This window comes from Rhodococcoides kyotonense (assembly GCF_900188125.1).
GTDB lineage: Bacteria > Actinomycetota > Actinomycetes > Mycobacteriales > Mycobacteriaceae > Rhodococcoides > Rhodococcoides kyotonense.
Map to the genome: position 1 here is coordinate 14,262 of NZ_FZOW01000001.1, position 14,392 is coordinate 28,653.

The 14,392-nt window shown below is 64.8% G+C and carries 3 protein-coding genes; 1 reads left to right on the plus strand and 2 read right to left on the minus strand.

The window, feature by feature from the left end; genetic code table 11:
* Positions 1 to 2 precede the first annotated feature (2 nt).
* A complete protein-coding gene (pabB, locus tag CHB96_RS00095; RefSeq protein WP_089242991.1) occupies positions 3 to 2,054 on the plus strand; it encodes an aminodeoxychorismate synthase component I in 2,052 nt (683 codons plus the stop codon).
* Between the two features lie 50 nt (positions 2,055 to 2,104).
* Here the strand turns inward: pabB and CHB96_RS00100 are convergent, their stop codons facing one another.
* Entirely contained in the window at positions 2,105 to 2,683 is a 579-nt protein-coding gene (locus CHB96_RS00100) for a DUF8020 domain-containing protein (RefSeq protein ID WP_245865108.1), read from the minus strand.
* Between the two features lie 151 nt (positions 2,684 to 2,834).
* Positions 2,835 to 14,392, minus strand: an 11,558-nt coding sequence (locus tag CHB96_RS00105; protein WP_089242573.1) for a non-ribosomal peptide synthetase, incomplete at its 5' end; no start/stop codon positions are given.

Sequence of the window (14,392 nt, forward strand, 5' to 3'; positions counted from 1 at the left end):
CAATGGCAGTACGGACTCTCCTCGTCGACAATTACGACTCGTTCACCTACAACCTCTACGGCATGCTTGCAGAGGTGAACGGCGTGGCTCCCACCGTCGTCAAGAACGACATCGCGTGGGGCTCACTCGATTTCACACAGTACGACAATGTGGTCATTTCGCCGGGTCCCGGTCGGCCGACGACTCCTCACGATCTCGGAATCTCGTCACGGGTGATCGTCGAGAGCGGGCTCCCGGTGCTGGGGGTATGCCTTGGGCACCAAGCGATCTGCCACGTATTGGGCGGTCGAGTGGACCTGGCACCACTTCCGATGCACGGGCGCCTGTCCGACATCACTCACACGGGAACCGACCTGTTCGACGGGTTGCCGTCGCCGTTCTCCGTGGTGAGATACCACTCCCTGCTGGCAATCGAGCTTCCCGACGAGCTGGAACCGTGCGCATGGACGTCGGACGGATTGGTCATGGCCGTCCGACACCGGTCACTGCCCATGTGGGGCGTGCAGTTCCATCCCGAGTCCATCAGTACCGAGTTCGGGCGCGAGCTTCTCGCGAACTTCCGCGATCTCACTGCCCCCGCGGCCGCGTCGGATACGACGGCGCCTGCGCGCGCGCCTTACACCATCGAAACTCGATGCGTAGAAGGCGATTTCGACACCGAGCAGGTCTTCCGCTCGGTGTTCGCCGACGGACCGAACAGTTTCTGGCTCGACGGTAGCTCGGCGTTGGAGGCGAATTCACGCTTCTCGATCATGGGCGACAGTTCCGGTCCACGTGCCGAATACGTGACGTACAGCGTCGCGGAAGCACGCGTCAATGTGCGACGCAGCGACGGGACGGTCGACTCCATCGATTCGACGTTCTTCGACTATCTCGACCGAGAGTTGAAGGAGCGTGCGATCCCACCGCTGCACGACCATCCGTTCGCGTTCGCTCTCGGCTACGTCGGATATCTGGGGTACGAGCTGAAGGCAGACGTGGGCGGTCAATTGGTCCACACCGCCCCGACACCGGACGCGTCGATGGTGTTCGCCGACAGGGCGTTGGTGTTCGACCATGACACCCGTCGGTGCTACGCGTTGGCCCTGGTGACCGAGCACGACGAGCCTGCGACCCTCGACTGGTTTACCTCCGTGACCGAGACGCTGCAGCGTCTCGACGGCGTTCGCAACCACCCGGACGTTCCGGAGACGCCGTTGGTGTCCCCTGCCGTCGAATCCGACTTGCAGCTTCGGCACGACCGCGCCAAATACATCGATCTGATCGAGCAGTGCCTGGCCGACATCCAATCGGGTGAGACCTACGAGGTGTGCCTGACCAACGTCGCGACCTTTCCCGGCCCGATCGATGCACTCGGTACGTATTCCTGCCTGCGCGAGATCAATCCGACGCCGTACAGCGCTTTCCTCGGCTTCGACGACGTATCCATCTCGAGCGCATCACCGGAGAGATTCCTGCGAATCGACGCCGACCGGATCGTGGAGTCGAAGCCGATCAAAGGCACACGGCCACGCGGAAAGTCGGCGGCCGAGGACCAGTCGCTGCGGTCCGATCTTCTCGCGAACGAGAAGGACAGAGCCGAGAACCTCATGATCGTCGACTTGGTCCGCAACGACTTGGCACGAGTCTGTGTTCCGGGGTCGGTCCATGTTCCGAAGTTGTTCGACGTCGAGACGTATGCGCCTGTGCATCAACTCGTTTCGACCGTCCGGGGCCGTCTGCGCGAGGACGCGTCCGCGGTGGACTGCGTCGGGGCTGCGTTCCCGGGTGGTTCGATGACCGGTGCTCCCAAAATTCGCACGATGGCGATCATCGACAAGCTGGAAGACGGCCCACGAGGCGTGTATTCGGGTGCCATCGGATACTTCTCGCTGACCGGTACGGCTGATTTCTCCATCGTCATCAGGACAATCGTGTCGACCGAACACGAGGTCACGTTCGGCGTCGGCGGTGCCATCGTGGCATTGTCCGATCCCGAGGAAGAATTCACCGAGACCATGGTCAAGGCCGTATCCATGCGACGGGCCCTCAACAACACCAGCGCACACAGCTAGAGCGTGAGGGTCGGACGCATACGATTGTCCGGCCCTCACGCTCTGCCTGGTTACGGAGTATTGAAGTACTCGAACGCCGCGGGCCCGATCGCTGGGTTCGCATTCGACGTACCGATGATCGTCCCGGCGACAACCCCGATCGCAGTGCCTACGATGCAGCCCGCCACGAAGTTCGGGAAGATCGAGACACAGCCGATGGCGAGTCCCAGTGCCGCCCCGATAGCTGCTCCCGCTGCGCCGCCGTTCGCAAGTCCGATTCCTGTCTGATTCAACAGATTGTCGAGCGCCTGCTGTTTGGTCAGCGGCCCCGCAACCTGCGTCACCAACGCTGCGGCGGGCTGAGGCGTCAACAGGAGTTGCCGCTCCCCCGCGATGACCGGAGCGATGGAATACGCCGTGCCATCCAGCGTGTAGGTCAGCGGCAGACTGGCCAATACAGCACCGCTGTCGCCGACCACCTGAACGGTGTTCGACGACGCGTCGAGCCGGAATGCGCCTGCGTCGAGGATCGTTCGGACCGCCCCATCGGGGGTTGCCGAAGTTTCGTAACCGACGGAGTCGCCTGCCGACACGGGCTCGGCAGTGGCGACACCTCCCCCGGCTGCGGACGCGATGAGGGCCGCAGCCATTGTTGCCACGATGGTTGTCGACACTGACTTGATTCGCTTCACAGGTATCCCCAGACCGTAGTTCGACGACAAGATCATGCGCTAGATCACGATGGTATTCGTAAATCACCGTTCTGTGACGGGATGAACGAAATTCGTCCTGGGTGAAAACTCAGCTCCGAATGTAGATCTCCAGTTCTCCACCGACTTCTGCCAGAACATCCGGTTCGATCATCTGATTGTGCGCGCATTCCACGGTTCGAACGACAATTTCCCCTGTCACGAATGCATTCCACTGCGACGGGTCTCGTCGAATTCCATCGCCGGATCCATGTGCCGCGGCGAAGAACAACACGTCGCCGTCGAACGTGTTCGGTTCGAATCCGTTCATCAATGCCGTCGAATTGGCGAATCCTGCATTGATGCGCTCGAGGTGTTCCGGAGTCAACCCGGTGTTCTGCCCGAATTTCTCGTTCAGTAGTGCAACCGCGCCCTCGTAGGTGAGGGCGGGTTCCGACGCGTCCCGGTCGATGTCGAGACCGAGGCCACTCAGCAGTTCCTCGACCGTCAACTGGCCCGTCGGCGATTCGGTCGGCTCCAGGATGTAGCTGTCCATGATCGTCAACGATTCGACTTCGGCTCCCGACGACCGTAGTTCCACACCGACGGCATGAGCGATAGCTCCACCGAGTGACCACCCGAGCACGTTGTACGGGCCTTCCGGCTGCACGGCGCGGATCTCGGCGACGTAGCGCTGTGCCAAGGCCTGGATGGACTCGAACTCGCCGCCTTCCGAGATGGTCGGGAGCTGCAGGCCGTACACCGGCCGATCCTCGTCGAGGTGCCGAACGATGCCCGAGTAACCCCACGACAACCCGATTCCGGGATGGATGCAGAAGAGCGGTGTCCCGCTCCCCTGTGCTCGTAGCGGGATCACCACGGAGAATGCAGCGTCGAGACCAGCCGTCGACGTGCCTTCCCCTGCCTCGATCCGAGCCGCGAGGCCTGCAGCCGTCGGATCGAGGAACAATGCCTGCAGAGGCACTCTGACGCCCACCGCCGTCTCCAACGCCGGGACGATGCGTGTCGCGACGAGCGACGTGCCACCCAGATCGAAGAAGTTGTCGTCGACGCCGACCGTCGCGACTCCCAGAACCTCGGCGAACACAGCCGTCACGGCCGACTCCGTCGGAGTCGACGGCGCGCGGTACGGCACCGACGCCGACGCCAGTTCCGGCACCGGCAGTGCACGGCGGTCGAGCTTGCCGACGGGCGTCAGTGGGATCTCGTCGAGAGCGACGATCGCGGTCGGCACCATGTGCCTCGGCAATGTTGCACCGACGAAATCGATCAACTGCGATGGCGTCACCGCGTGCCCGTCGTTCACACGGACGTACGAGACGAGCACCGTGTCACCCGACGGGGCGGTATGACCGATCGTCGCGGCGAAACCGACGGACTCGTGATCGGTGAGCGCTGCGTCGATCTCGCCGAGCTCGATACGGAACCCGCGCACCTTGACCTGGAAATCGCTACGTCCGACGAACTCGATGGTCCGCGCCCGCGTCCAGCGCACGACGTCACCTGTGCGATACATCCGTTCGCCCGGGGCGCCGTACGGATCGGCGACGAACCTTTCCGAGGTCAGTGCGAACCGGTACAGGTAGCCACGAGCCGTTCCAGGTCCTGCGATGTACAGCTCACCGGGAACGCCGACCGGAACCGGCCGAAGCCGCTCGTCGAGTACCAGGTAACGGAATCCGATCGCGGGAGTGCCTGCGTCGATGGGCAGGCCCGCCACCAGCGGACCGCCGACGCTGGCCTGGATCGTCGTTTCGGTGGGTCCGTAGCCGTTGAACATCATTCGACGCGGTGCCCAGCGCGCGACGAGCTCGGGGGTGACTGCCTCGCCACCGACCGCGAGAACGTCCAAGTCCCCCAGTCGATCGCCGTCGATCGACGCCAGTGCGGCCGGCGTCAGGAACGCATGGCTCACGCGGTGGCCCTCGAGGTAGTCCGCGAGGTCCCCGCCTCCGTAGAGACCGGGAGGAACGATGACGAGTATGGCGCCGACACCGAACGCCATCGTCATCTCGTACACCGACGCATCGAAACTCGGCGAGGCTATGTGCGAGACACGCGAATTCCGCTTCGGATGGAACCGGCGCGTCACCTCGTCCTCGAGGTTCACCATGCCTCGATGACGGACCGCGACGCCCTTCGGACGCCCCGTCGAGCCCGACGTGTAGATCAGGTATGCCGGGTGGTCCAGGTGCAACGACGACGTCCGATCGGCATCGGTCACACCATCGGTCGGGTACCGCTCTGCATCGGCGACGAACTCCGGATCGTCGACGACGAGCCAGGTCACCGTGTCGGGCAGTTGGTCACGGAAGGCAGCAAGCGTCAACCCGATCGGCGACTGCGAGTCACCGAGCATGTGCGCGATGCGGTCGGCGGGGTAGTTCGGGTCGACGGGCAGGAACGCCGCACCGGACTTCGTGACCGCCCAAGTCGCGACGACCGACTCGATCGATCTCGGAAGCGCCAGTGCAACATACGTTTCCGGACCTGCGCCGTAGTCGATCAGGATCCGGGCGATCCGCGTCGACATGTGGTCCAGCTCGCGGTAGGTGAGCCGGCGATCGAAGAATTCGAGCGCGGTGCCGTCGGGATTCGCCCGAACGGCGTTCGCCAAAATCTCCGGCCAGGTCGACGGTGTGGCGCTCGCGTCGCCCCGTGCCGGTGCCAGTTGTGAACGCTCGACGTCGGTCAGGATGTCGATGTCACCGAGCGGCACCTCGGGTGTCGTGGAGACGACATCGAGGATGCGGACGAATCGGTCGGCGAAGGATTCGACCGTCGACGGATCGAACAACGCCGTTGCGTAGTCGATCGCCGCGTCGATGCCCGCAGGTACGCCGGCGTCGTCGAACGTTTCTGACAGCAGTAACTGCAGATCCTGCTTCGCAACCGGAACGTCGATGTCGACGCCCTCGACCAGCAGCCCGGGCAGTTCCAGTCGGGCATCGTCGTTGTTCTGGAACGACAAGGCCACCTGAGACAGCGGCGAGTAGGCCGTCGACCGGGTCGGATTGAGGACTTCCACCACTCGTTCGAACGGAACTTCCGTGTGTGCGAACGCATCGAGATCGGCATCGACGACCCGTGCGAGCAGCGACTCGAACGACTCGGCTCCGTCGACGACGGTCCGCAGCACGAGCGTGTTGACGAACATTCCGACGAGATCGTCGAGCGCTGCCTCACCGCGGCCGGCGACCGGCGTCGAGATCGCGATGTCCTGGGTTCCGCTGAGGCGAGCCAGGGTCGAGGCGAACGCACCGTGCACGATCATGAACATCGTGGCCGGTCTCGTGCGGGCGAACTCGGTCACACGGCGATGGATGTCGGCGTCGATCGTGAACTTCACACGGCCACCGTGGAAGTCCTGCGTGCCCGGACGTGGCCTGTCCGTCGGCAACGGAAGCAGATCCGGCAGACCCCGCAGCGTCGTGCTCCAGAAGTCGAGCTGGCGGGCAGCGACACTCGCCCGATCGTCCTCGGCGCCGAGCAACTCTCGTTGCCACAGTGTGTAATCGGCGTACTGCACCTCGAGCGGCGCCCATGCGGGAGCCGACGATCGAGCCCGAGAGAGGTAGGCCGTCATGACGTCGCGCGCGAGCGGCGCCATCGACGCGCCGTCCGCCGAAATGTGATGCACGACGACGGCGAGCACATGCACGGGCAGGTCGTCGGTACCGATCGAGAACAGGGCGAGCCGGAACGGGATCTCCGTGGCCACGTCGAATCCGACCCCTGCGAAGCGGCCCACTGCGCCGTGAAGTTCGCTCTCGGTCACCGCCTCGACGTCGACCGTCGACACGACATCCTCGGCGGCATGGATCAGCTGCTTCGGACCGGCCGTTCCCTCGGGGAACGTGGTGCGCAGCGACTCGTGCCGATCGAGGAGATCGAGGACCGCGGCATTCATCGCCGGGAGATCCACTGCGCCGGTCAGCCGCACCACGAGTGGCACGTTGTACGCAGGCGATGTCGGATCGAACCGGTTGATGAACCACATCCGCTGCTGCGCCAGCGACAACGGGATCTCCGCCGGCCGCGGGACGGCTCGGAGCACCGGGCGGCCGTCGGTCGACGTCGACCCCTTCACGAGCGCTGCCAGGCCTGCGACCGTCGGTGCTTCGAAGATCGCCCTGACACCGAGACTGCTCGACGTCGTCGCGTTGACGCGTGCGATCACTCGCGTCGCCGACAGCGAGTCGCCGCCGCGATCGAAGAAACCGTCGAGTGCGCCGACGCGCTCGACACCGAGGATCTCGGCGAACACCGAGGCGACAGCTTCTTCCTCTGCGGTCCTCGGGGCGACGTACTCGGCGAGTTCGGCGCCGAAGTCCGGAGTCGGTAGCGCTCGCCGATCCAGTTTGCCGACGGGCGTCAGCGGGATCCGTTCCAATGGAACGATGATCGACGGCACCATGTGCCCCGGCAGGGAAGACGCGGCGTGCTCGGTCAGCACGGACGTGTCCAACTCCGACGAGTGATCGGCCGGACGAACGTAGGATACGAGAACTGTTGCACCAGAAGGTGATTCAGCTCCTACTGTCGCGGCGAAGTCGATGCTCGGATGCTCGGAGAGAACTGCGTCGATCTCGCCGAGTTCGATGCGGAAGCCGCGGACCTTGACCTGGAAGTCGCTACGACCGACGTATTCGACGGTGTGTTCGGCTGTCCAGCGGACCACGTCGCCGGTGCGGTACATGCGGGTGCCCGGCTTGCCGAACGGGTTGGCGACGAACCGATCCGCCGTCAGGCCCGGTCGATCGTGGTAGCCCCGCGCCAGTCCGGCGCCGGAGATGTACAACTCACCCTGAACGCCGACGGGTACCGGCTGCATCCGGCCGTCGAGCACGACGGCGTCGACCGCACGGATCGGTCCACCGATCGTGAGCGTCGACCGGCCGTCGAGCGGCTCGCTGATGTTCGACATGATCGTCGTCTCGGTGGGTCCGTAGCCGTTGTAGACGTTGCGGCCGGGAGCCCACGACGCCACCAGATCCGCTGGAACGGCTTCGCCGCCGACCACGACGTTCCGGAATTCATCCAGGCCGGCCGGGTCGACCGACGCCAGAGCGGCGGGCGTGATGAACGCGTGCGTGACACCTTCGTCGGCGATGATCTGCTTCAGCTCGTCGCCGCCGTAGACGCTCGGCGGGACGATCACCATCGTCGACCCGGCACCGAATGCCAGGAGATATTCGAGGATCGACGCGTCGAAACTCGGTGACGACACGTGCAGTGTGCGCGACTCTTCGGTCAACGAGTACCGCTCGATCTGCTCGATCGCGAAGTTCTCGAGACCACTGTGGGTCGCGACGACGCCCTTCGGCAGACCCGTCGAACCGGATGTGTAGATCGCGTAGGCGGCACTGCTCAGGTCGAGGCCTGCGACGCGTTCGGTCTCGAGAATCGGCTGAGCCGACATCTGCGCGAGCTCCGCCTCGGTGGCTTCGCCGTCGAGGACTATCCACGTCTCACCGCCGGCCAGAGTCGTCGGCAGATCCTCGCGATGGGCTGCGACGGTGATGCCGAAGCGGGCACCCGAATCGCTCAGCATGTGATCGATGCGGTCGCGCGGATATCCCGGGTCCACAGGTACGAAGGCCGCACCGGTCTTCGCGACGGCCCACACCGACACGACCGACTCGATGGATCGCGGCAGGCCGAGCGCGACGAACGTCTCGGCGGTCACTCCGCGACGCAACATCAATCGCGCCAGCTGGGACGAACGACGGTCGAGTTCGCGGTAGTCGACCGACTGCCCTGCGTAGCGCAGTGCCGTGTGGTCGGGGTTCAGTGTGGCCGCGCGTTCGAAGACGTGCGCGAGCAGCTTCGTCGAACCACCCTCGATGCCGGAGACGGGTGCCAGCTCGTCGTGCTCGCCGTCGCTGAGCAAGCGGACACTCGCCAGCGATCGGCGATCGTCGGACACGACCGCATCGAGAACTCGCTCGACGCGCTCGATGATGCGATCGACGTCGTCCTGGGTGAACAGATCGGGCAGGAACTTCGCCTTGAGGTGCAGTCGATCGTCCACCGACGCAACGAGAGTCAGCGGATAGTGCGCGGCGTCGGTGCCGACGACATCGGCGACGCGCATGCCTGCGATGTCGGTGTCCTCGGACAGCCCGGCTCGATCGACGGGGTACGACTCGAACACGGTCAGCGTGTCGAATGCGACGCCCGCGCCTGCAGCACGTTGGATGTCGGTCAGTCCCATGTAGTGGTGGTCGAGCAGCGACGCCTGCTCCACCTGGATCCTGTCGACGAGGTCCCCGATGGACTCTGCGGGATCGAGGGTGACGCGGACGGGCAGCGTGTTGATGAACAGTCCGATCATCGACTCGATGCCGGGAATCTCCGGCGGCCTACCCGACACGGTCGCACCGAAGACGACGTCGGTACGACCCGTCAACGTCGCAAGCACGAGTCCCCATGCACTCTGGACGAACGTGTTGAGCGTCGAACCTCGGTGTGCCGCACGATCGCGCAGTGCAGCGGTCGTCTCACGAGACAGTGATCGACTCGTCTCGAGCGACACCGTCGACAGTCGACGACCACGGTCGGCGGCGGCCAGAAGCGTCGGCTCCTCGACTCCGGCGAGGGCCCGAACCCATTGTGCCGTGGACACTTCGGGGTCCTGCTTGCTCATCCAGGCAAGGTAGTCCCGGTATGCGGGGACACGAGGCAACATCGAGTCGTCGCCCGCCGTCGCATAGAGCGTGAGCAGTTCCTTGATCAGCAGCGGGGTGGACCAGCCGTCGAGAAGGATGTGGTGGTTGGTCAGCAGCAGTCGCCACTCGCCGTCCGCCTTGGTGATGAGCGTGAACCGAAGCAGCGGTGCGCGATCCAATGCGAATCGTCGCGCTCGGTCGTCCGCAAGCACAGTCTCGAGCGCCTCGGCCGAATCACCCGAGCCGCGCAGGTCGACCTGCTTCCACGGCACCTGCACACCCGTCTGTACGACCTGGACCGAGTCGCCGTTCGCGTTGTGCACGAACGCAGTTCGTAGGTTCGCGTGCCGATCGAGCAGTGTCTGCGCCGCAGCCTTCATGCGCGACGGGTCGACGACTCCACGCAGCTCGATACCAAGCTGCACCATGTACGCGTCGACGCCCGTGTCCAGTGACCCGTCGGTGTCGTGCTCGACCTCGCCCGCAAGACGTGCGTGGAACAGCAGGCCGGACTGAAGCGGCGACATCGACCAGACGTCGTCGAGCGCCGGGAACCGCTGTTCGAGGTCGATGATCGTGGGCTGGTCGACGTTCACCAATTCCAGATCCGACGGTGTGTACCCGCCCGCGTCGGAGCCGGTCGCGTGTGTCGTCAACGCGGTCAGTGCGTCGATCCACAGCTCGATCAGACGCTGGACGTCCGGAGCGGACAGCACGCCGGCCGGGAACGCGAACGTCGCGTCGAGGACGGGACCGCCTGCCGTCGACGTGGTGACGGCGTTGATGTCGAGCAGCGCAGGCACGGGCATGTTCGGGTTCTGCGCATCCCCCAGCGTGCTGTCGGACACTGGAATCCATCCGATGTCCGCCATGTCCTCGGACGACCCGGTGGAGAAACGTCCGAGGTAGTTGAAGCTCACCTGCGGGCGCTCGAACCCTCCGAGCACCTGGCGACCTTGGTCGGTCAGGTACCGAAGCAGGCCGAAGCCGATTCCGTGATCGGGAATCTCGAGCAGCTGTTCCTTGATCGACTTGATCGCGTCGCCCGCTGCTGGGCCCGAGGCGAACGCGTCGCTCAGGTCGATGCCTGCGAGGTCGAGTCGAACCGGGAAGATCGTCGTGAACCAACCGATCGTGCGGCCGAGATCCGCACCGGGAACGACGCCGTCCTCGCGTCCGTGGCCCTCGAGACTCACGAGTGCGTCGTCGACGTCGGCTCCCCTTTCGCGCCGCCAGGCCGTCAGCGCCATGGCAAGACCGGTCAGGAGACCGTCGTTGACACTGCCGTGGAATGCCTCGGGCACGGTGGTCAGCAGATGTTCGGTGACGTCGACGGGCAGCGAGGTCCTGATGCGCTCGACGGTGGCATCGACGTCGACGGCCGAATCGAGTGCGCGGGAGCCGATCATCGGGTCTGCGCCGGCCAACGTGGCCGTCCACAACGGCAGCTCGGTCGAACGACTGTGCGCGACGTCGGCGAGTCCGGTCGCCCAGCGCCGCATCGAGGTCCCGGTGTCCGCCAGCACGGGCTCGTCACCCGCGGCGATCTGTGCCCACGCCGTGGCGAGATCAGGAACGAGAATTCGCCAGGAAACACCGTCGATCACGAGGTGGTGAGCAACGACCAGCAGTCGGCCGGCCCCGGACTCGGCGGCGAACCACACCATCTGGACCATCCGACCGGCGGACGGATCGAGTCGGTCCGCGGCAGCGTCGAGTTCGGCCGCGGCGACGCGGGAGAATTCGTCGCCGATCACCGAATCGACCGTGACGCGTCGCAGCACCGTGTCGGCTCCGACGGAACCGACGGCAGCGACTGTCTCGGTCCACTCGCCGGATTCGGTGCGGTACAACCGCGCTCGCAGCATGTCGTGCCGGTCGAGTACCGCCTGGACGGTCCTCCGAAGCACGTCGGCCTCGATCGACGGCGGCAGTTGCAGCAGCGCAGTCTGCGTGTAGCGGCCGAATTCTTCGCTGCGTTCCAGCATCCACTGCACGATCGGGGTCAGCGGCAGGTTTCCGACTCCCCCGCCCGGAAGCTCCTCCAGCACGACGACCGATTCGCTTCCGAATCGGGCCACCTCGGCGAGCGAGGCGACGGTCTTGCGCTCGAAGATGTCGCGCGGTGCGATGACGAGTCCCGCAGCCTTCGCCCTGGACACCAGCTGGATCGACATGATGCTGTCGCCGCCGAGCGCGAAGAACGAGTCGTCGACGCCGACGGTGTCGAGCCCGAGTACCTCGGCGAACAACGTTGCGAGACGTTCCTCGACGGGCGTCGCCGGTGCACGACTCTGGGTCACTCTCGACGCGAAATCGGGCGCGGGCAATGCTTTTCGGTCGAGCTTTCCGTTCGCGGTGAGCGGCAACTCGTCGATCACGAGCAACGCCGCGGGCACCATGTACGACGTCAGCGTCGTTCCGACGAAGTCGAGCACGGATGCGGAGTCGATCGCACGATCGGCCTCGGGCACGACGTACCCGACGAGGCGATCTCCACCACCGTCGTCGCGCACGCTCACGACCGCCTGAGCGACGCCGTCGTACGCGAGCAGGGCGGCTTCGATCTCGCCGAGTTCGATTCGGAAACCGTGCAACTGGATCTGCATGTCGCTGCGGCCGAGGTACTCGAGAGAGCCGTCGCGGTTCCACCGCGCCGTGTCACCGGTGCGGTACATGCGTGTTCCGTCGACGGAATCCGGATCGGCGACGAACCGTGTCGACGTCAAGGCCGTGCGGCCCAGGTAGCCACGAGAGAGCTGTGCCCCCGACACGTACATTTCACCGGTGACGCCGGGTGGGACCAGCCGCAGGCGGTGGTCACGCACGGACACCGTCAGACCTGGAATTGCCTGTCCGATGACGCTGGCCGACGCGGACGCGGCGAACTCCTCCGTCAACGGCAGGTAGCTGACATGCACCGTCGTCTCGGTGATGCCGTACATGTTGACGAGCGTCGGAGCGTCCTCGGCGTGACGTGCGTACCAACGACCGAGCTGCGCGAGGTCGAGAGCCTCTCCTCCGAAGATCACGTAGCGCAACGCAAGTCGGCCGGATTCGGCTGCAGCGACGCGGTCCGCTTCGGCGAACTGATAGAACGCCGTCGGAGTCTGGTTGAGCACGGTGACCTGCTCGGCGACGAGCAGCTCGCGGAACTTCTCCGGCGAGCGTGCGGTGTAGTAGTCGACGACGACGAGCTTGCCGCCGTACAGAAGCGGCCCCCACAGTTCCCACACCGAGAAGTCGAACGCGTAGGAGTGGAACATCGTCCACACGTCGTTCTCGTCGAATCCGAACTTGTCGATCGTGTTCTCGAACAGCGTCGCGACCGTCGCGTGCGTGACCTGAACGCCCTTGGGACGCCCGGTACTTCCGGAGGTGTAGATGACGTACGCGATCGAGTCGGCAGTCGTTGCCCCGTTCAGATCCTCGGTGCGGATCGGATCGGGTGAGAGCGCGTCGATCGCACGGGCGGTAGCCGGGTCGTCGACGATCACCTGCGTGATGCCGTCGGCCGGAACCGAGCCGATGTCCTCGGCCGTCGACACGACGCACACCGGGTGCGCGTCGTCGAGCATGAACGCGAGTCGGTCGGCCGGATACGTGACGTCGACGGGAAGGTAACCGCCGCCTGCCTTCAGCACCGCCAGCAGTACGACGGCGAGATCGGCCGTTCGTGGCATTGCCACGGCGACAAGCGTTTCCGGCCCGACGCCGACCGAGACGAGGTGTCGAGCAAGTCGATTGGCCCGCGCGTCCAGCTCGGCGTACGTGTATGTCGTCGTCCCGTCGACGACAGCCGTCGACCGTGCGAATGTCTGTGCGGCAACGTCGAATCGCGCCGACAGCGTGTCGGCCGAAGGCATACGGCCGTCGTGGTTCCAGCTCGTCTGCATCACCGCGCGTTCCGCGTCGGCCAGGATGTCGATATCTCCGACGGTCCGGTCCGGGTTCGCCGTGACCGCCTGCACGAGGGTGGCGAACCGATCCGCGAACGTCCGCACAGTCGATTCGTCGAACAGATCGACCGCATACGTGATCGCCGCCGACATGCCTGCGGGCGAACCGGATTCGTCGTACCGCTCGGACATGGTCAGCTGCAGGTCGAACTTCGCCACACCTGCGTCGAACTCGAGCGCAGTGACGTCGAGGTCGGGCAGTTCGAGGTGCGCACGTTCGTTGTTCTGGAACTCGAGCAACACCTGGAACAACGGCGAATGATCCGTCGAACGCGTCGGCGCCAACTCGTCGACCAACTTCTCGAACGGAACATCGGTATTGTCGAACGCCGCCAGATCCGCAGCACGCGTCGACGCCAACAACTCCGCGAAACTCACATGCGGCGACACCTCGGTACGCAACACCAACGTCCCGACGAACATACCCACCAACTTGTCCAACCCGGCCTCACCACGACCCGCGATCGGCGTACCCACAGCAATGTCCTCGGTACCACTCAGCCGCGACATCAACAGCGACCAGAGTGCGTGGACCGCCATGAAAACAGTCGAATGCCCTTCTCGCGCAATGTCGACCAGAGCATTGTGTTCCGCGGACGCGATGTCGAACTTCACCGAGGCGCCGCGCATCGACTGCTGAGCAGGACGCGGTCGGTCGATCGGCAACGGCAACAGATCCGGAAGATCCGCCAACTCCCGCGACCAGAACGCCAACTGCGACGACACCAACGACGACGAATCGTCCTCACTACCGAGCAACGCACGCTGCCACAACGTGTAATCCGCATACTGCACCTCGAGCGGCTCCCAATACGGAGCCTCACCATTGACCCGAGCCGAATACGCCACCATCACATCAGCCGCCAACGGCGCCATCGACGCACCATCAGCCGCAATATGATGCACCACGATCGCCAACACGAACTCGTCCACCGAAACCCGATACAACCGAGCACGGAACGGAACATCCACCGTCACATCGAAACCACGCGACGCATCGACGGCGATCCGCTCGGAAC